Origin of the sequence: Streptomyces sp. T12 (genome assembly GCF_028736035.1) — a bacterium.
Lineage (GTDB): Bacteria > Actinomycetota > Actinomycetes > Streptomycetales > Streptomycetaceae > Streptomyces.
Window position 1 is genome coordinate 9,508,518 of sequence record NZ_CP117866.1, and the last position, 19,332, is coordinate 9,527,849.

The 19,332-nt window shown below is 71.6% G+C and carries 14 protein-coding genes, 1 tRNA gene and 1 pseudogene; 3 read left to right on the top strand and 13 right to left on the bottom strand.

The genetic code is table 11. The annotated features are described in order from the left end of the window. Nucleotides 1-124 precede the first annotated feature (124 nt). Nucleotides 125-421, top strand: coding sequence for a hypothetical protein (locus PBV52_RS42650; protein ID WP_274246471.1), 297 nt, complete (start codon nucleotides 125-127; stop codon nucleotides 419-421). Here PBV52_RS42650 and PBV52_RS42655 read toward each other — a convergent pair. The 7 genes from PBV52_RS42655 to PBV52_RS42685 all read right to left on the bottom strand — a co-directional run bounded on the left by PBV52_RS42655 (nucleotide 411) and on the right by PBV52_RS42685 (nucleotide 10,666). Then, the gene (locus PBV52_RS42655) at nucleotides 411-1,517 is read right to left on the bottom strand and encodes an endo-1,3-alpha-glucanase family glycosylhydrolase (RefSeq protein WP_274246473.1); all 1,107 of its coding nucleotides are present in this window, start codon (nucleotides 1,515-1,517) and stop codon (nucleotides 411-413) included. The two genes, PBV52_RS42650 and PBV52_RS42655, sit on opposite strands and share 11 nt — an antisense overlap. Then, nucleotides 1,514-2,680: a hypothetical protein gene (locus PBV52_RS42660; RefSeq protein WP_274246475.1), complete on the bottom strand. Its 1,167-nt coding sequence runs from the start codon at nucleotides 2,678-2,680 to the stop codon at nucleotides 1,514-1,516. The genes PBV52_RS42655 and PBV52_RS42660 overlap by 4 nt, the downstream gene beginning before the upstream one ends. Then, the gene (locus PBV52_RS42665) at nucleotides 2,677-4,017 is read right to left on the bottom strand and encodes an alkaline phosphatase family protein (RefSeq protein ID WP_274246477.1); all 1,341 of its coding nucleotides are present in this window, start codon (nucleotides 4,015-4,017) and stop codon (nucleotides 2,677-2,679) included. Before PBV52_RS42665 ends, PBV52_RS42660 begins: the two co-directional genes overlap by 4 nt. Then, a complete protein-coding gene (locus PBV52_RS42670) occupies nucleotides 4,014-5,705 on the bottom strand; it encodes a glycosyltransferase family 39 protein (RefSeq protein ID WP_274246480.1) in 1,692 nt (563 codons plus the stop codon). Before PBV52_RS42670 ends, PBV52_RS42665 begins: the two co-directional genes overlap by 4 nt. Then, complete coding sequence (locus tag PBV52_RS42675) at nucleotides 5,702-8,182, bottom strand: glycosyltransferase (RefSeq protein WP_274246481.1); 2,481 nt, start codon at nucleotides 8,180-8,182, stop codon at nucleotides 5,702-5,704. The genes PBV52_RS42670 and PBV52_RS42675 overlap by 4 nt, the downstream gene beginning before the upstream one ends. A 169-nt stretch (nucleotides 8,183-8,351) precedes the next feature. Next, a complete protein-coding gene (locus PBV52_RS42680) occupies nucleotides 8,352-9,164 on the bottom strand; it encodes a TIGR01458 family HAD-type hydrolase (protein ID WP_274246483.1) in 813 nt (270 codons plus the stop codon). Between the two features lie 35 nt (nucleotides 9,165-9,199). Next, entirely contained in the window at nucleotides 9,200-10,666 is a 1,467-nt protein-coding gene (locus PBV52_RS42685) for a hypothetical protein (RefSeq protein ID WP_373921975.1), read from the bottom strand. 178 nt (nucleotides 10,667-10,844) lie between these two features. Here PBV52_RS42685 and PBV52_RS42690 point away from each other — a divergent pair, with 178 nt between their 5' ends. Beyond that, nucleotides 10,845-11,591, top strand: coding sequence for a cobalt-precorrin-6A reductase (locus PBV52_RS42690; RefSeq protein WP_274246484.1), 747 nt, complete (start codon nucleotides 10,845-10,847; stop codon nucleotides 11,589-11,591). 42 nt (nucleotides 11,592-11,633) lie between these two features. Here PBV52_RS42690 and PBV52_RS42695 read toward each other — a convergent pair whose 3' ends face one another. The 3 genes from PBV52_RS42695 to PBV52_RS42705 all read right to left on the bottom strand — a co-directional run bounded on the left by PBV52_RS42695 (nucleotide 11,634) and on the right by PBV52_RS42705 (nucleotide 15,345). Further along, entirely contained in the window at nucleotides 11,634-13,715 is a 2,082-nt protein-coding gene (locus PBV52_RS42695; protein WP_274246486.1) for an MDR family MFS transporter, read from the bottom strand. A 105-nt stretch (nucleotides 13,716-13,820) separates the two neighbouring features. Then, entirely contained in the window at nucleotides 13,821-14,603 is a 783-nt protein-coding gene (gene cobF / locus PBV52_RS42700) for a precorrin-6A synthase (deacetylating) (protein ID WP_274246487.1), read from the bottom strand. 220 nt (nucleotides 14,604-14,823) lie between these two features. Then, the gene (locus PBV52_RS42705) at nucleotides 14,824-15,345 is read right to left on the bottom strand and encodes a DUF309 domain-containing protein (protein ID WP_274246489.1); all 522 of its coding nucleotides are present in this window, start codon (nucleotides 15,343-15,345) and stop codon (nucleotides 14,824-14,826) included. 115 nt (nucleotides 15,346-15,460) lie between these two features. Between PBV52_RS42705 and PBV52_RS42710 the strand changes: the two genes are divergently transcribed. Beyond that, nucleotides 15,461-15,534, top strand: a tRNA-Pro gene (locus PBV52_RS42710). Between the two features lie 99 nt (nucleotides 15,535-15,633). Here PBV52_RS42710 and PBV52_RS42715 read toward each other — a convergent pair. The 3 genes and pseudogenes from PBV52_RS42715 to PBV52_RS42725 form a co-directional block, all read right to left on the bottom strand. After that, nucleotides 15,634-16,191: pseudogene (locus tag PBV52_RS42715) on the bottom strand (tyrosine-type recombinase/integrase); the annotation flags it as partial. 474 nt (nucleotides 16,192-16,665) lie between these two features. After that, a complete protein-coding gene (locus tag PBV52_RS42720) occupies nucleotides 16,666-17,712 on the bottom strand; it encodes an ABC transporter ATP-binding protein (protein ID WP_274246493.1) in 1,047 nt (348 codons plus the stop codon). Further along, nucleotides 17,709-19,310 carry an ABC transporter permease gene (locus PBV52_RS42725; RefSeq protein ID WP_373921976.1) on the bottom strand — a complete coding sequence of 534 codons (1,602 nt, stop codon included), beginning with the start codon at nucleotides 19,308-19,310 and terminating at the stop codon, nucleotides 17,709-17,711. The genes PBV52_RS42720 and PBV52_RS42725 overlap by 4 nt, the downstream gene beginning before the upstream one ends. Nucleotides 19,311-19,332: the final 22 nt, after the last annotated feature.

The window sequence follows — 19,332 nt, forward strand, 5'->3', positions numbered from 1 at the left end:
CGGATCCGTTCGAACAAGACCTCACGCGACCTGTGCACCACCGGTCTCCCCGACCTGGACCGTGATCAACAGGCATAGCGTGACCGCCAATCGACCCACAACGGCCGATTACGCCGAAGGCGGCATGTCGGAGGCCTCACACCAGGTGGAGCCCGATCCCGCCGGGAAACTCCGACGGCCCGAACTCACCGGAAACGGCGCCCGACCAACCCGAAGAAAACACGCCGGCAGACCTACGACTGGCAAGGCCGCGGCGGCGTACGACGTGTACCGCGACGGCAGTTACCTGTGCACGGTGTCGCCCACGCAGGTCAGCTACCGCGACCAGGAGGCCAACTGCGAGGAGGGGCACACCTATCGGGTGGTGGCCGGTGACCTGGCCGGCAACAGGGCCGGCTCCCGCGTCTCCCTCAACCGCTGACCCCACGTGATTGCTTGCGCCGTCGTGCGGCGGCGCAGGCAATTAGTACGACAGGCACCCCGATGCCCGCGGTCACGAGGACGACGCGCTCGACGCTGGGCGCACCCGTTCCGTCACTGGAGTCGCCGACCCGGGCCGTGGGCGGGAGGTTCGGGCCGCCGTGCAGCTCGCGCAGCACCTGCAGATAACGGGTGCCGAAGCTCCTGCTGGGTTCGACGTGGGTGTTCTCGCTGAACTCGTTCCAGCTGATCAGGCCCAGTACGTCGGGCGCCGAGGCGACGGCCGCGGTGTACTCGGTGCGCAGCGTACGGCCGTCCCGGCGCGGGACCGAACTGCGGCCCCCGACGCGGCGGGCGTCGAAGCCCGGGGCGAAGGGCGCGATCCAGTATTTGCCGTCGGCGTGGACGGCGCGCGCCATGTCGCAGAGTTTGCCCTCGCTGTCCGGATAGGTCTCGGGGTTGAGGGACGACCAGTAATAGGCGTCGCCGTCGGTGACGTTGGCGATCCGCCGGTAGCCGTCGACGTTCCTCTCGGTCGCGAGTACCAGCAGGTCGCGGCGGACGGCCGAGGTGACGCGGGCGACGTCCCGGTGGGAGAACCTCCAGGTGCCGCTGAGGATGGTGAGCGGCCTTCCGCCCAGCCGCAGGAAGACGGGGTCGCTCGCGTAGCGGTCACGGAAGGTGCGGAAGTCAGCCAGGACGCGGTCGGTGGGCAGCGGACGGCGTCCGAAGTCGAGGCCCTGGTAGATCATGGCGAGTCTGAAGTCCTCGGACTTGGCGACGCGCATGAGCAGTTCCAGCCGGCGGTCGTTCTTCGGGGTGTCCTTCCAGCTCGTGATGAAGCCGTCGATCCCGGCGGCCTTCGCCTGGCGGATGTGCTGCCGGACCACCCGGTGGTCGTCGCTGGAGTAGGGGCCGAGGACGGGCAGGTCGATCTTGCCGCGCCGCCATGAGCCCGCGTCGAACCACTGGTAGTAGTACGCCATCAGCGGAGGGTCCGGCTGCTCGGATGCGATGGGGGCCGCTGCGTGCCCTATTCCGAGGGAGGGGACGCAGCACAGCATGACGGCGGCCAGGAGCACGAACCAGCGCTTCATGGCGGCCCCGTCCTGGCGGAGGCGTCCGCACGCGGCGGCGTCCTCGGGGTGGTGCCCGCGTCATCGGACGATGGGCCTCGCCGCAGCCGTCGGGGACCGGGCCCCGGCCGCTTCCGACGGCTTCTGTGAAGCAGCACGACTCCGGTGCCCAGGACGAGCAGCGGCACTGCCACGACGAGTGTGTCGAGGCGACTGATCACCGGGACGTTCGTGGTCGTGGAGCGCGACAGCTGGAGTGATTGGGTCTGCGAGATCCCGCCGGGCTCCTTCACCGTGACCCGGTACTCGCCGCGCGGCAGGTGGGTGAGGACGGCGGAGTGGTGGTCGTCCAGCCGTACGCTGTGCGTCTTCTTGTCGGGCCCGGTGACCTCGGCCCTGCGGCCTGTGCCGCCGCCGAAGACGGCGTCGTGCGCGGTGATCCTCAGGTTGTGGAAGGGGCCGGTGAAGGTCACGGTCCGCCGGGTGTTCGGGCTGAAGCGCTGTCGCCCGGCGTCGGCCAGTTGGGCCCCGTCGTAGACGAGGCTCTGCAGGGAATACGTGACCGGTGTGACATCCAGCCGGCTGCTGCGGTAGACGGGGATCGCGCCGTCGAGCCAAGTGGTGCCGCGCACCGGCAGATCCGTCAGCCGTCCGGTGGAACTCTTCACCGTGACCTGGGAGATATGGCGCAGGTCGAGTGGTGTGCCGTGCTGGTCGGTGAAGCGGGGGCTCACGGGGTACGCCACGGTGAACGCCGCCGTGACGGTGTAGTCGGCACGCAGCGGGAGGCCGTGCACGACGGGGCGGAACGCCTGGTCGGGGTCGCGCTGGCCGGACCAGCGGGCGAAGCGGTAGCGGCGCTGGCCCGTGTCGACGGTGGTGTCCAGCAGCCGCAGCGTCTGCTGGGCAAGCGTGTGCGATGCGGTGTAGCTTGCCCGGCCCCTCGTATCGGTGGTGACGATCTCGGCGCCGAACCTCAGGCGGACGCCCGGCACCGCGGGCACGGTGCGGAAGCTGACCGTGACCTGCCGGTCGATGCGCTGCGGGGCCGGTGCCGCAGTGGTCCCGGTGGATGCGGGCGGCGGGTTGGCCGTTCCGGCCGACGCTGCCGTCGAAGTGAGGACGAGTGCGGCCAGTACCGCCAGCGCGGTGGTCAGGGGCCGGCGGGGGCGTGGGGCGTTCACCGGTTCGTTCCTTCCCGAACGGCGCGGCGGCTGCGCGTGGAGCGGACGGCGGCCACGGTCACCAGGAGCAGGGCGGCACCCGCCGCGGTGCCGTACACCCCGTAGACGGCCGCCGAGTCGACCTGCCCCACCGGGCGCCGGGGTGGCTGGACGGGGAGAACTTCGGGGGCGCGCGGCCCGCTGCCGAAGTCGAACGCGCCGACGATGCTCGCGGAGGTGGCGTCCCGCCGGGCGAGGGGCTTCAGCCGCCAGTTGTCCTCGATGAAACGCAGCGCGGCGGTGGAGTCGAGCACCGTGTGGTCGATGTGACCCTGCCGGGCGTACGGGCTGATCAGCACGGCCGGAACGCGCAGTCCGCGGGGACCGTCGGCGGCCCGCGGCGGGCGGACGTGGTCGTACCAGCCGCCGGAGCTGTCGTAGCTCCACAGCAGTGCGGAACTGTCCCAGTAGCGGCTGACCGCCAGCTGGGTGGCGAGGGAGCGGATGAGTTTCTGACCGGCCGGCAGGGAGCGGGCGGAGCGCTCGGCCGAGCCGTTCGTCGCGATGTAGGCGACCGACGGCAGGGTGCCGTTGTCCAGGTCGCGGTAGTACTGGCCGAGGTCGGCGATACGGCCGCGCAGGGCCGGGTCGTCGACGAACCGGGCGTAGCCGAGCAGGGGGGCGCGGATCGGCTGGGTGCTGCCCGGGGTGCGGAAGGTCTCGTGCGGCCGGTAGCCCTCGACGTAGAACTTCCAGCTGATTCCGGCCTGTTGGAGCCGGTCGAAGATGGTGGGCCGATTGCCGTAGCCGCCCGGTGGAACGGTGTCTCCGCCGCGGACGGGCGCGCCGGACACCCAGTACGACCGCTCGGCCGCGATGCCGTAGGGGACGGCCGAGAAGAAGCGGTCGAACAGCACCCCGTGGCGTGCGGCCGCCCAGCTGAAGGGGAGGTCCCGGTCGTCGTAGTGACCCATGGCCGTGGAGCCGTCGCGGCCTTGCGCGGTGTAGGCGGACACGAAGCCGTTCATCCGGCCCCGGTCGAGCTGGGCGGCGATGATCGAGCGGGTGGGGGAGAGGGGTGTCGGGGTGGTGCCGTGGAGGGCGAAAGGTCGTACGCAGCCCTGGGAAGGGTCGTCGGTGGAGCGGGGCTGACAGGCTCCCGGGGGCAGGCCGTCGGCTCCCGGGAAGGTGCCGAAGTAGTTGTCGAACGTCCGCCCGCCCTGCATCAGGAAGACGAAGTGGCGGATCGGCGTCGTGGGCTCGGGCTCTGTCTGGGCCCGGGCGATCCCCACAGGGCCGACCGCGCCCAGCAGCGCGGCGACCACGGCGAACACGGCGAGCAGTCGGGCGGCCCTCATGACGCGCGCACCTTGTAGATCACGATGGTCTCCCGGTCCGCGGGGGTGCCGTCGGAGCCGCTGCGGATCCGCTCGACGCCGGTGTAGACGACGATGCCGTGGTACTTGGCGGCGAGGTCGCGGACCTTGTCGCCGTAGAACGAGGAACGGGCCGCGGTGTACGAGTCCCATACGACGTACTGGAACTCGCCGGTGCGCAGGGCTCGGTCGGGATTGGGCACGGGTTGGTAGGCCGGGTTGTGGTGCAGGGTGCTGCCGCTGACCGACAGCGCCGCCACCTTGCGGTGACCGTAGAACTGCAGCACGTTCGCCAGCGAGGGTCCGGCCGCCAACAGCCTCGCCCCCTCGGGGATGTTGGCGCGCACCCAGTGGCCGGCCTCCCGTCCGCCGGGCAGCCCTCCCGTGCCGGCGAGCAGGGTTCCGGTGGGCGCCGGGTCGATCCGTGCGGCGGCGGGCACTGCCAGAGATGTCGCGACCGCGAGGCTGAGCAGCACGGATGCCGTCGATGCCACCGGTGCGGGCCAACGCCGGGGCAGGTGCAGCCTGGCGACGGCGGCCAAGGGCCGCCCGGCGAGCACGGCCAGCGCGGGAGCCACGGGCAGGAGGTACTGATAGCCCTTGACCGGCCACAGATCGAAGAAGACCACCGGCACTACGATCCACCACAGAAGCAGGGGCTCGCGCCAGGTGTTCCGCTGACGCAGCCACACCAGGCCGCACAGCGCGACGGCCAGGGTGGCCCAGCCGACCGCGCCGGGCACCGTGACGGCGTAGAACCACGGATCGTGGTTGGCACGGCGGAACAGCTGCCACAGCACGTAGTTCTTGCCGGTGCTGTGGTGTCCCGCCATGAGCACTGCGAGCGGGAACGCCGCCGCCACCGCGGCCATGGTCCCGGCGGCGTACAGCAGGTGTCGCAGCCTCAGGGGGACGCCCTTGGTGAGCGCGAAGAACCCGTACAACGCACCGACGAACACCACGCCCGTCTCCTTGGCCAGGACGGTGGCGCCCATGGCGGCCCCGGCCGCGAGCAGCCAGGGCAGGTGCTCGCTCTGTACGTACCGGACGACGCAGTACAACGTGCCTGTGGCGCACAGGGTCAGCAGCCCGTCCAGGAGCACCTGGCGGCTGACGACGACGTGGTACGGCATGACGGCGAGTAGCAGCGCGGCGGCCAGTCCGGCGCCGCGTCCGTACAGCCGCCGGCCCAGCAGGTAGGTGAGGGCGACGCACAGCACTCCGATGACCGCCATCACGACGCGGGCCGATGAGTCGTCGATGCCGCGTCCCAGGGTGCTCGACAGGAGGGTGGCCAGCAACAGCGGGTGGGCCCGGAAGACCGGGAAGTACTGCTGGAGCGTCGGATCACCGGCCAGGGAGGCGGCCGTGCCCGTGTAGACGGCCTCGTCGCTGTTGAAGCCGGTCGCGTCCAGCGCCCAGAACCGCAGGGCGGCGGCCAGGGCGAGGATCGCGGCGAGGGGGATCTGCGAACGCAGAGCGGTCAGTGTGGGCGGGCGGCGCCGTGCGCGGGATCGGTGCCTGCGGTGGGCGGGTCGGATACGGAGGGCGGCTGCGGGCCGCGCGGGTCCGGCGCGGGCGTCGCCTACGGAGGGTCCTCCGCCGACGCGGGTCCGGCTGGCCCCCGGTGGGCAGGCCTCGAAGGGCGGAAGGCGGGCGGCCCGGGTCACGGCGGTCCTCCGGAACTCGCCGAGCGGGCGGTGCCGGGCACCGCGAAGGGGGAGTCGAACTGCCACATCCAGTGGGGTCGTTCGACGCCGTTGACGTGGGCGACGGGAGCCGTATCTCTCGGTTCCAGCGCCAGCAGGCGGGGGATCTCGTCGGCCCAGCCGAAGGAGTCGGAGGCCAGTGCCCTGACCCGGACTCCGGACAGGAATCCGGCGAGGATCTCCCGTTCACGGACGCGCAGTTGGGCGTGGTCGAGGCCGTCGATAGTGAGGGCCGGCGCGAAGTAGCGGAAGGGTGGGAAGCCGTACGCGTCCTCGGTGTTGCCCAGCAGCCGCCGGAGCGCCTCGTCGTAGGGCACGTCGGCCAGTCGGGGGGCGCCCCGCTCGATGACGAACAGGTCCCGTACGGCGGTGGCGGTGCCGATGGCGCAGGGAACGAGCCGGTCGACGGCGTACTTGGGCGGTGGCACGACGATCTGAGTGAGGGCATTGATGGCCATGATGGGCAGGTTGAGGCGGGCGAGAGTGAGAGCGAACGAGCGGCCTTCCTTGGAATGCAGCCGACTCTGCACCATCAGCTTCATCCATTCCGTTCTGGTCAGGTCGTCGGCGTGGACCGCGCGCAGGGTGTGGGCGCTGATGGTGAGCGGTTTGGGGAAGCACAGCGCGTGTCCGCCAGCGTCGATCAAGGTCATGTCGTCGGAGAGGAAACGTCCGCCGTGCTCGCGCAGGAGTCTGAGGACGGTGGCGGTCTTGCCGGTGTCGGTCAGGGCGGAGAGCATCACGCCCGTTCCGCCCAGATCGAGGCACGCGGAGTGCAGCAGCATCCAGCCGCGGGGCACGAGGACGAAGCGCAGCAGCGCCTCGATCACATTGGTGTAGACGACGTGCGGTGAATGCGCCAGCAGTGGGCTGACCTCCACGGAGATCGGGTGGCCCAGATCGACCCGGAAGTTGGCGCCCACGCGCCCGAGTTGCTCCTCGTACCGCAGGCTTGCGGGGCAGCCGTCGACCTCGCGGGCGAGTTCGGTCAGGGCGACGCGGTGATGCGGCGTGCGGCGCCCGATGTCGCTGACCCGGACGACGATGTCGCAGCCGGCCGGCGACAGCCATTGGGCGCGGAAGAACTCCAGCTCGGGCAGGGGTACTTGGGACCCGATGGTGACCTGGCCGGCGATGTCGTAGCGGTGGGACAGGTACCGCGTCCGCTTGTGCGCGCCGTGCGTCGTGGACGGAGTGGTGGCCGAAGCCGCGGGATCGACCAGCGTGCGCGCCGGGTCACGCTTCCCCGTGGGACGGTCGCCGGTCCCGTAGATGATCCGGTCGCTGAACAGGAAGCGCAGCAGGAACAGCAGCACGAGCGTGATGACGTTGGACGTGAGAACTCCGACCCCGATGCTCACCAGCCAGGCCAGGACCGGCAGGCGGCCGAGCAGGAGCAGGTTGTTCAGCGCGAAGAAGCGGACGCCGCGGCCAGGGCGGGTGCCACGGCCGGTGCCCCGGTAGACCAGGGCTTCGATGAGGGCGAAGTTCCAGGCCGTGGACACCTGGGTCGCCAGGGCCGCGCCCAGCAGGGCCGGCATGTGCAGGAGGCTGTAGAAGAACCACAGGGCGGCCGTGTTCACCCCGATCCCGCTCACTCCGACGAGGCCGAAGCCGAGGAGCCGGCCGAGTTCGGCTGAGCGCCCGCCGCTCTGCCGGCGTCCCGCGCGCAGCCGCGCGAGATGGCGCAGGTAGGTGATTCCCTCGCGGAGTGAGGCCTTGGACCTGCCCGCGGCGCGCGGCGCGAAGGTGTAGGCCACCTCGGCGACCCGCGCCGACGGGTTGCGGACGAGGATCTCAAGGAGGATCTTGAACCCGAGCGGATTGAGCCGGTCCAGGTCGACGGCGTCCTTGCGGAAGGCGAACAGCCCGCTCATCGGGTCGGAGACCGTGGCCAGGCAGCGTGGGAAGAACGCTTTCGCGAGAAGGCGGCTGCCGTTGGAGGCGACAGACCGCCCGGCGCCGCCCAGGCCTGCGCTGGAGCCCGATCCGGCGTGGCGGGTCCCGATCACGATCTCGGCCTCGTGCCCCAGGGCAGTTCGGGCGATTGCCGCCGCCGCTTCCGGAGGATGCTGCAGGTCGGCGTCCATCACCAGCACCCACGCGCCGCGTGCCTCCCGTGCTCCGGCGAGTACCGCGCCGGCCAGCCCCGCCGACCGCGCCCCGGGCGCGCGATGCAGCATCCGAACGCGTTTTGGACACAGCGCGGCGTGAGCCGCGGCGGTGGCGGGGGTGTCGTCGTCGCTGTCATCGACGAACAGGACCTCGATGGGCAGGCGCATGAAGGCGTCACCCAGGGACTGCAGCAGCAGAGGGATCACCTCCTGCTCGTTCCGGGTCGGCACGACAACGGTGAGCCGCGGCGTACTGGCTCCCGGCGGTCCGTTGAGGTCCACGCACGGTGAGGTGGTGAGGGGGCGGGTGTCGGTGCCGGTCATCAGCACGGCCTCCTGACCTGGGGAGATGCTCCCATTGCACGTATACGTACGCTGCGCTCTCCCCAGTACGTTTACGTTGTAAATGTACGACCATTCTGCGAGTCGGCATCTGTCAGGTCAAGGGCAAACGAACTAAAGGTGAACAAACGGGTAGCCGTTGGTGTGCGGGCTACTGCTCCGCTGACTCCCGCAGTCCCGCCAGCAGCGCCGGCAGATCGGCGAAGGAGTCGATCACATGGTCGGGCGTACCGCTCGCGGCCCTATGGGTCTCCGGGAGGTACTTGCCGGTCTTGACCAGCACGCCCGTGACACCGGCCCGCTGAGCCGCGAGCACATCGGACTCGATGTCGTCGCCCACCATCACCGCCTCCTCGGCACCGACCCCCACATGCGCCAGTGCCGCCTCGAAGAACGCGGCCGACGGCTTGCCCGTGATCTCCGCCTCGACCCGCGCGGCCTTCTCCAGGCCCACCAGGAACGCGCCGGTGTCCAGCCGCAACCCCTGCTCGGTACGCCAGTACAGATTCCGGTGCATGGCGACCAGCCGCGCCCCGCCCTGCAGCTGCCCGAAGGCCCGGTTGAGCGCCGCGTAGTCGAACTCGGGCCCGGCACCACCGACGACCACCACATCCGGAGCGGAACCGTCGCCCTCGTCCTCGCCGACGACGGTGACCCCGCCCAGGTCCTCCGCGATGTCCCCGCTGTTCAGCAGCGCACACCGCGCCCCCGGACAGTGCTCGGCGAGATACGCGGCGGTGACGGCGGGCGCGGTCAGGATGTCCTGCGCGGACACCGGGAACCCCGCGTCCGCCAGCGTCCGGGCGATCGACGCCCGCGTCCGCGAGGTCGTGTTCGTGACCAGCGCCACGCCGAGCCCGGCCTCGCGGATCTCCCGCAACGCCTCGACCGCACCGGGCAGCGGCTGCCACGAGACGGTGAGGACCCCGTCGATGTCGATGAGGACGGCACGTACGGATCTCATGCCAGGACGATAGTCATCGACCGGCGCCGGGCCGCTCAAGGAGCGATCCCGACACCCTCGATCCTGCTCCAGGCCCGCTCCTGAGCCGCCGTCATGGCGGGCCACCGCAGCCCGCCCGGGCGCGGCTCGACGCGCGAGGCGTACGGCGACGGGTGGAACGCCGGGTCGTAGAAGCAGCCGGTGGCGTACGTACGGTCGAACGCCGCGCACGAAGCCGCGATCGACCGGGCCGTCGGCCGCTCATCCGTCCGCACCCAGTGGTCCAGGGCCGCGAGGGAGGTGGCGTACTCGGCGTCGCTCATCTCGCTGTGCTCGTGCTCCCGCGTGAACGTCTGCACCAGTCGCCCGGACCGACCGGCTCCGCGCAGCGTGTCCCGGTAGGCCGACTCGTGCTCGACGAACGCCGTCGGGTCGTCGATTGCGCGCAGGGTGAGCACCGGGATCGAGACCTTGCCCGTGAGATCGCTGTCGTAGGACAGATCGCGTACGGCCGTCGGGTCTGGGGAGAACCGCTCGACGCCGGCGTTGAGCGCCTCGTCGTCATGCGACCCGGAGTACCGAACGCCCCGGTTTCCGAACGGATTCCGGCCCCCGAGACGGTGGTGCACGATGTCGCGGAACGTGAAGGTCGCCCACCGCAGATGCGACTCCAGCGTGCGCTCCGGGACCTTCGTGACGGCCAGGATGTCGTCGAGATTGCGCTGCTGCAGGGCGGTCCGCTCCTCGGGCGCCGACGCGTACCCGGTGCACTCCTGCAGCCGGGCGCGCAGCCCGGCGGTCGTCATGGTCGAGTCGGCGCGCAGTCCTTGCCACAGCGGGTACCGCGGCTCGTTCGGGCGGGGATGGTTGCGGCAGTAGTACTGGTAGACGACGCGCAGGTCGACGCGGTAGTCGTAGCCGCGCGAGCCACCGGCGAGGACGCCGTTGGTGAGCAGCGCCCCGTCGTACGCCCCCTTGCGCTTGCCGTAGGTCTCCACGACCTTCGCGGCGACGTTCCCGCCCCACGACTGGCCGTGCACGTACGTCCGCCGTGGTGTGCCGAACTCCTCGGTGAACAGCCGGCGCACGCTCTCGATGTCGGCGGCGGCCATCCGCGTCCCGTAGCCGCCCCGGCGGTACGACGAGCCCGCCCAGGCGTAGCCCTCCTTCACCATCACCGACCAGCGGCCCAGATCGTCGAGGCTGCGGGTGGGGTCGGATTCCGCACCGAGGTCGGGGCCGCCGTGGGCGTGCACGACGAGGGAGCCGTTCCAGTCGGCGGGCACGGCGATCGCGTAGTACGCGCCGCCTGAGTCGCGGCCGGTGTAGCAGGCGGCCTGACCGGCCAGATCGGCGGGGCATGCGGCGCGCGCGGGTCCCGCCGTCTCCCCCCGGGCGTTCGAGGCGCCGACGAGGATGCCGACGGCGAGGGCACCGGCCAGCACAGCGGTCAGCGTCGTCCGCCGCTGTACGGGCGAGGGGACAGACCTGCGGATCAGTGAGTGCGTTCTCGTCCAGTCCAACACCGCTGCTCCTCGTTCTCGTCGGCGCGTCGTCGAGCCGTGCGCCGCGATGCTAGGGAGCGAGGGGGTGAGGGACCACGATCTGATCGTTGTGTTCATAGTGTTCGCCCGAAAAGACGCCGGTTCAGGCGCGGACCCGAGGTGCCGCCCGCCGGACGGCACCTCGTACGCTCCCCCCATGTCCCCCCGCCACGTCCTGATCCTCGGCGGCACCACCGAGGCCCGTGAACTCGCCGCCGCGCTCACCGCGCACCCCGGCGTCCGCGTCACCACCTCGCTCGCGGGGCGCGTGTCACGGCCGGGCGCGGTCGAGGGCGACGTACGCGTCGGGGGCTTCGGCGGAGCGCAGGGCCTGGCCGACTGGCTGCGCGCCGAGCAGGTCGACACCGTCGTCGACGCCACTCACCCGTTCGCCGAGTCGATCACGGCCAACGCGGTCCGTGCCGCGACGGCGACCGGGGCGCCGGCCGTGGTCCTGCGCCGCCCGGGGTGGCGACCGGGCCCCGAGGACCGCTGGCACGAGGTCGCGTCGCTCGACGAGGCCGCGGCCCTGCTGCCGAGCCTGGCCCGCCGCGTGTTCCTGACCACCGGCCGCCTGGGCCTGGCGGCCTTCGCCCACCTGACGGACCTGCACTTCGTCGTACGCTCCGTCGACCCGCCCGAGCCGCCGATGCCCCCGCACACCGAAGTCCTGCTGGCCCGCGGCCCGTTCACGACGGCCGACGAGTCGGCACTGTTGCGGGAGCACCGCATCGACGTCCTGGTGACCAAGGACAGCGGCGGAGAGGCGACATCGGCCAAACTCACGGCCGCCCGCGAACTCGCTCTCCCGGTCGTGGTCGTACGACGCCCCCCGCTCCCGGAGGGCGTGGACGCGGTGCCCGATGTGGCGGGGGTGCTGGAGCGGCTGGGCCTCGGCCCGTGACGGCCACCGGGCCGGAGGGTCCGCAGAACGTCACGCCGCCGTTCAGCGCGACTTGCTCAGCGCCGGCTCCTTGGCGCGGCCGGGCAACCCCGCGCTCAGGTCCTCCACCAGCAGCCGCTTGGCGATCGTGTGGACCGCGGCGCGCAGCTCCGTGCCCGGGGGACGGCCGATGTCCTCATGCACCCGGCCCTCGAGCCATGTGCCCCACGCAGTGCCGATGACCTCGGCCTCGCGGGCGCCCGCCTCGGTGTGGGAGAGGAGGGAACCGTCGCGGGTGAGGTAGCCCTCGTCGACCATCCGGTCGAAGACCGGCAGAAGCACTTCCTCAGGCATGTGGCGGCGGGCCGCGATCAGGCCGAGGCCGGCGTGGCCGACCAGCCGGGTCAGCAGCTCGACCTGGATCACCGCCCAGGCGCCGGCCACGTCGAGACGGGTGTCGGAGTCCGCGATGATCCGGCGGGCGGTGTCAGGCGTCAGACCGCCGATGATCTTCCCGACGGACGCCTCCAGCACTCGCTGGGCGTTGGCGTCGTGCGGCGACGCGAACCCCTCGCCCATGTCGGTCGACCCCATGCGCGCACTGTCGCGCAGCGGCACCTGTTGGAGGAACAGGGAGACCACGAAGCCGAGCGCCGCGACCGGCACCGTCCACAGGAAGACGGTCTGGAGCGTGTCGGCGTAGGCGTCGATGATCGGGGCGGCGACGGCAGTCGGCAGCCGGTGCAGGCCCTCGGGGCTGGTCGCGGCCTGGCCGATGGCGGCCGGATCGAGGCCGCTGCCCGCCCTCGCGGCGGCCGCGACCCCGTCGGTGAGGTGGGGCGTGAGGGTGTTGGTGTAGATCGTTCCGAAGACGGCGGTGCCGAACGAACTGCCCAGCGTGCGGAAGAAGGTGACGCCGGAGGTCGCGGTGCCGAGGTCGGCGTACTCGACGGTGTTCTGCACGGCGATCGTCAGGACCTGCATGCACAGGCCGATGCCGGTGCCCAGCACGAACATGTACAGCGACTCCAGCCAGGTACCGGACGACGGCCCCATGAGGGACATCAGGAACAGCCCGGCCCCCATCACCAGGGAGCCGACGACCGGGAAGATCCGGTACTTCCCCGTCTTGCTGACCACGTTGCCGCTGAACACCGACGCGATGAGCAGCCCGACCACCATCGGCAGCGTCCGCACACCCGAGACCGTGGCCGAGTCGCCGTCGACGTACTGCAGGTAGGTCGGCAGGTACGTCATCGCGCCGAGCATCGCGAAGCCCACGATGAAGCTGAGGACGGAGCAGACCGTGAAGACGGGGTTGGCGAACAGCCGCATGGGCAGCATCGGTTCTGCCGCCCGGGTCTCCGCCCAGCAGAACAGCCCCAGCGCGATCACGCCACCGACGAAGAGGCCGATGATGACGCCGGAGCTCCACGCGTACTCGGTGCCGCCCCAACTCGTCGCCAGGATCAGCGCGCTGGCACCGACCGCGACGAGCGCGATGCCCAGGTAGTCGATGACGGGCCGCGACGCCGACTTCACCACGGGGATCGTCCGGGCGGCCGCGACGACGACGAGGATCGCGATCGGCACGTTGACGTAGAACGCCCAGCGCCAGGTCAGATGGTCGGTGAACAGGCCGCCGAGCAGCGGCCCGATCACCGTCGCCACACCGAACACGGCACCGATCGCGCCCTGGTACTTGCCGCGCTCCCTGAGCGGGATGACGTCCGCGATCAACGCCATCGCCGTCACCATCAGACCGCCGGCCCCGACGCCCTGCATCGCCCGCCAGGCGATCAGCAGCGACATGTTGGAGGCCAGCCCGCACAGGAACGAGCCCGTGATGAACACGATCGCGGAGACCTGGAAGACCACCTTGCGGCCGAACTGGTCGCCGAACTTCCCGACCAGGACCGTCGCGACGGTCTCCGCGAGCAGGTACGACGTCACCACCCACGACATGTGTTCGGCGCCGCCCAGATCCGACACGATCGTCGGCAGCGCCGTGCCCACGATCGTCTGGTCGAGGGCCGCGAGCAGCATCCCCAGCATGATCGTCACGAAGACGACATTGCGCCGCCGCGCATCCAGGACGGGCGGCTGTGAGGCGGCGGGCGGCGCGGTTTCCTCGGCGAGCGTCACGGGGCCACGATCACAGCGGCGGGCCGGGGGCGCATGCGGGGACGGTCCGCTCGGGTGCCGTACGGATGCCGGCCCCTCAGGCACCCCTTACTGCGCCGCCCGCCCCTACTGCTCCTTGTGTTCCGTCCGATTCCGGCGAAGCAGATAGGTGTCCATGATCCAGCCCTTGCGCTCCCGGGCCTCGGCGCGCAGCCGCTCGATGCGGGGCGCGGCCTCGGCGATCGGGCCGGAGGCGAGGATCTCGTCCGGGGTGCCTATGTACGCGCCCCAGTAGATGTCGATGTCCTGGTCGGCGTACTTCCGGAAGACCTGGTGGGCGTCGAGCATCACGACCACGTCGTCCACGCCGTCCGGGAAGCCCTCGGCCAGCCGCCGGCCGGTGGTGATCTGCACGGGCCGGGCGACCCGGTTGAGCCCCGTCCGATGCCGGGCGACGAGAGCGGAGACGCTGCTGATGCCGGGCACCACGTCGTACTCGAAGTCTAGAGCGCCCTTGTCCAGGACCTCCTTGAGGATCCCGATCGTGCTGTCGTACAGCGCGGGATCACCCCACACCAGAAACGCGCCGGTCTCGTCCTCGCCCAGCTCCTCGGCGATCAGCCGCTCGTAGATCCCGGCGCGGGCACTGCGCCAGTCCCCGACGGCCGGGGAGTACGCGGCACCCCCCGCCGACCGGTCCCGATCCGGATCCCGCGCCTCGACGACCCGATACGTCCCCTCAGGTATGTGCGCGTCCAGCATGTCCCGGCGCAGCTGCGTGAGGTCGGACTTCACCTCGCCCTTGTCGAGGATGAAGAACACGTCCGTACTCCGCAGCGCCCTGACCGCCTGCAGCGTCAGCTGCTCCGGGTCGCCCGCGCCGATACCGATGACCTGAATCTTTCGCACGCCCCGAGTCTGCCGCACGCCACTGACAACGCGGACACCGCATCCATGCCGTCGGCGTCGAGGGCTCGAGAGTGAGTGGGGGGTGGGGGCGTGGGCGGGACGTGCAGCTGCGGTGCGCTGCGCGGCGGACGGACCCATGCGATGTGCGCCCGCGCGTGCTGCACGCCCCGATCGGCAGAGCCACCCGCCCCCTGCATCCCCCCCGCATTCCCGCCCCCCTCTACGACTGCCCGCGCAGCCTCGGCGCCCGCCCCCGCGCATCCACGGTCTCGTCGCCCGCCTCCACGACTCCCGCCAGCTCCCGCGCCCACGCGACCAGCCCCGCGAGATCCATCCCGTGCGGCCGCTGCCGCCCGGCAGCCGACGCCCACTCCTCCACAGCGTCGGCCCCGCGGCGCAGCAACCTCGCCCCGCCCGTCACGTTCCCGCGGGCCGAGTGGGTGAGGCCCACCGCGAGCTGGGCCAGCCCGCGCCACAGGGCCTGCTCCTGCGGCGGGCCCGTCTTCCAGGCGTCCTCGAAGACCTCGTGCGCATGGAACGGTTTCCCCGCGTCCAGCAGCTGCTGCGCCTCGGCGAGGCTCTGCTCCGGAGTGCGTACGACGCCCTCGGGCTGGCGGGCGACGCCGTCCGCGCCGTAGGGGAGGGGGCGCCCGAGACCGTCCCGGGGGCGCGCGTTGCGTGCCCGGCCCTCGCTGTCCCGGTCCCGTGCGTCGGTCTGCCGTCCTGACGGTGTGGTGGCCATACACCGATTGTCCATCGCGCTGTCTGGCCCCCGCGGGACGCCCTTTTCGGCTCGGTCCCCCGCGTGAGGTAAAGTTCTGCATGCGTGATCACGCGGTTCGCCGCGCGACATACGCCGGGACGTGGCGCAGCTTGGTAGCGCACTTGACTGGGGGTCAAGGGGTCGCAGGTTCAAATCCTGTCGTCCCGACTGGAGACAGTCGCAGGTCAGGGCCGGTTTCGGAGGTATCCGAAACCGGCCCCTGGTCATTCTTGGGGACCAGTTGGGGACCGGCGTCCTTGACCGAGGTCAGCGGGTCATGACGATCGGGCTCGGCAGCGAGCGCGGTGCGCGCAGCGCGCTGAAGTGTGCGGAGAGCGCCGCCCCGACGGCCGTGATTTTGCGTACGTCCGGGTGCAGGTAGCGCTGGGTGGTGGTCAGTGACCCGTGGCCGGCGATCCTGCGTAGGACGTGTACTTGGACTCCGGCGTCGGCGAACCAGGTCAGTCCGGTGTGCCGGAGGTCATGGCGGCGCAGGTGCTCGTAGCCGAGCTTGGCGACCGCGTCGTCCCAGTGTGTGGCGTCGCGCAAAACGGCGGTGGAGATGCGTCCGCCGCGCGGGCCGGTGAACAGGCGGGCGTCGGGATTGGGGCCGGCGGACAGGACGCGCTGGGCGATGAGGGGGCGGATCTCCTCGACGATGGGAACCCTGCGGGCCCGCTTGCCCTTGGTGCCCTTGTCGGTCAGCCCGCCGGGCGCGGGTGTGGTCTGACGCCGCACGGTCCAGATCCACTGGGTGGTGTCGATGTCTCCGACGCGGCAGCCTGAGACCTCGCCGCTCCGCGCGGCGGTGCACGCGGCGAAGACAGGTGCTGCGCGAACAGGCCGGACGCTGGCGGGAGGCCGCCCTGCTTGGTGCGTACTGCGATGCTCTGGAACGTCGCCTTGCCCAACACGGCAATGCGGACAGGTGAGTTGCTGGGCTGGGCAGGTCACCTGCAAGGCGGAGGTGAAGGCTGAGGGAGACGGCGACTCTCTTGCCGTCGGAGGAGGAATGGGTGGTCTGCGTCCGGCTCTGATTGTGGCAGAGGGCCATGGCATGGGCTGACCGCATAGACGTGACGACCGGGGGGCGGCTGTGCCGGCCATGACCGCTTCCAGCGGGGCGGTTCGATACCGGATCCGTGTATGGCCGGGCGGACAGTTAGCTGGTTTGCCTCGCGGGCGCTACACATCCACCACCTGTCCCCTCCGCCGAGTCCCTCTCCCGGACATGTGGGCTCCGCGGCACAGGGTCTGCCACCGCTGGGTCCGGGACGGAGTTGTCGCGTCGAGCGGTCCCTAGGGGTGGAAGGTGGCCTCGCCCGTCACGCGGATGCCGGTCTCCTGGCCGGGGCCGACCGGCAGCGGGCCCGCTACACGGACATCCACCGTGCCGTCGAGGCCCTGTACGGAGACGGTCACCTTGGCGTCGTGGCCGTAGAAACACACGTCGGTCACGGTGCCCCGCACTGCCCCGGCCGTGTCCGCGTCGGTCAGTCGCAGCTGTTCGGGGCGCAGTACGACCGTGCCGGTGTGCCGGTCCGTCGGTGGTGCGGCCAATGGCACGGTGCCCAGCGGCGTGGTGGCCGTGGAGCCGCTGTTGCCGACCGTGCCCTGGAGGAGTACGGCGTCGCCCACGAAACTGGCGGTCCATGGGTCGGTGGGTCGCCGGTAGAGGTCCTGCGGGGTGTCGCACTGGGCGATCCGGCCCTGCCGCACGACGGCCACGAGGTCGGCGGTGGAGAGAGCCTCCTGCTGGTCGTGGGTGACCAGCAGTGCCGTGGCCCCGGTCGCCCGCAGGGCGGCCCGTACATCGGCCCGGACCCCGGTGCGCAGCGCGCTGTCGAGGGCGTTGAACGGCTCGTCGAGCAGGACGAGTGCGGGGCGTGGGGCGAGTGCCCTGGCCAGGGCGATGCGCTGTTGCTGTCCGCCGGACAGCTCGTGCGGCATCCGGTCGCCGTACCCGGCGAGGCCGACCAGGTCGAGCATTTCCTCCGTACGGCGGCGCCGCTCCCCGCGGTTGAGTCCTGTCAGACCGAAAGCCACATTGCGGGCCACGTTCAGATGCGGGAAGAGCGCGCCTTCCTGCGGGACGATGCCGATGCGGCGCCGCTCCGGCGGTAGATGGAGACCAGGGCCGGTCAAGGCGCGTCCGCCGACGGTGACCGTGCCCGCGTCGGCGCGCAGGAATCCGGCGACGATGCGCAAGAGGGTGGTCTTGCCGCAGCCGGAGGGCCCGAGCACGGCGGCCAGCGACCCGCCCGGCACCGAGAGGTCCAGCCGTTGCAGGACGGGGGCTTGGGGGCCGTAGGACTTGGTGAGTTGCTCGATGTGGAGGTCGTTCATGTGCGGTGCCTGCCCAGGAGGTAGGAGGGGACGGCGGCGAGCAGGATGAGGGCGGCGGCGTAGGGCGCGGCGGCCGCGAAGGACCCGGCTCCGGTCTCGGTCCACAGACGGGTGGCCAGGGTGTCCATGCCGGTGGGGCGCAGTAGCAGCGTGGCGGGTAGTTCCTTCATGCAGACGACGAAGGTGAGGGCGGCACCGGCCGCCACGCCCGGCGCGGCCAGCGGCACGGTCACCTCGCGCAGGACCCGTAGGGGCGACCGGCCGAGCGAGCGGGCCACGTCCTCCAGCACGGGCGGCGCCTGCAGGACGGCGGCCCGGGTGGCGGCCACCGTGACCGGCAGGAAGAGGACCGCGTACGCGCAGACCAGCAGCGGGAGTTGCTGGTAGAGCGGATAGGCGTAGCGGACCGCGAAGAAGACCAGGGAGAGGGCGACCGTGATGCCGGGCAGAGCGTGCCCCGCGTAGGCGGCCTGCTCCAGCAGTCGGGCGCCGCGTCCCCGGTGCCGTGCGGCGATCACTCCGACGGGAAGCGCGAGCAGGGTCGTGAGGGCAGCTCCGGCGGCGGCGACACCGAGGGTGGCCGAGGCGGCTTCGGTGAGGGCGCCGAGGTCCCAGGTCGCGGAGGTGCCGACGGCGAGCCAGTAGCCGAGGGTGCCGAGGGGGAAGGCGACCGCGGCGGCCACCACCGCCGTGCACCAGGCGAGGGCGGGGATCCGCCAGCGCCCCAGCGGCATCGGGATGGCCGGGCGTGCTGTCCCGCCGCCGGTCCTGGTATGTCCCGCGCGGCCCCGGGTGCGGGCCTCGGCGGCGACCAGCGCCATCGTCAGCACGACCAGTACGACGCTGAGCGCGGCGGCCGGGGTGCGGTCGAAGGAGGCGCGGTAGGAGGTGTGGATGGCCCGGGTGAACGTGTCGTACCGCATCAGCGATACGGCGCCGAAGTCGGAGAGCACGTACAGCGCGACGAGTAGCGCCCCGCCCGCGGCGGCCGGGCGGAGTTGGGGCAGCGTGACCCGCCAGAAGGTGCGCAGTGGTCCGTGGCCGAGGGAGCGGGCGGCCTCCTCCTGTGCGGGGTCGATGCCGCGCAGCGCTGCGGCGACCGGCAGGAGGACGTAGGGGAAGCTGACCAGCGTCAGGGCCAGGGCCGCACCGGCGAGCCCGGTGGTCTGCGGTGCGGCGGAGAGCCAGGCGAAGGCGGCCACGTAACTGGGCACCGCGAGCGGCAGGGTGGCCAGCACCGACCAGGCGCGGGCCCCGGGCAGGGAGGTGCGCGCGGTCAGCCACGCCAGGGAGACGCCGAGTACCAGGCAGGCCGCCACGACGACCGTCGTCAAGGCGAGGCTGCGGCCCAGGAGTTGGAGGGTGCGTTCGTCGGCGATGACGTCCCAGGCGTAGCCCGGCCCGCGTTCGAGTGCGCGGACGGCGAGGTAGCCGAGCGGCAGCAGGGCGAACAGGGCGGCAACGCAGGCGGGGACGAGCAGGACCAGCGGGGGTCTGCGGCCCGAGCCGACGCCGGCCCGGTGGGTCAGGCCGACGCGCCGGCGCCCGGGCGGAGCGGGTGCTCCGGCCGGGGGTGCCGCGGATTGAGCTGTGGTCACCTTGTACTCACGGTTTCCGTCG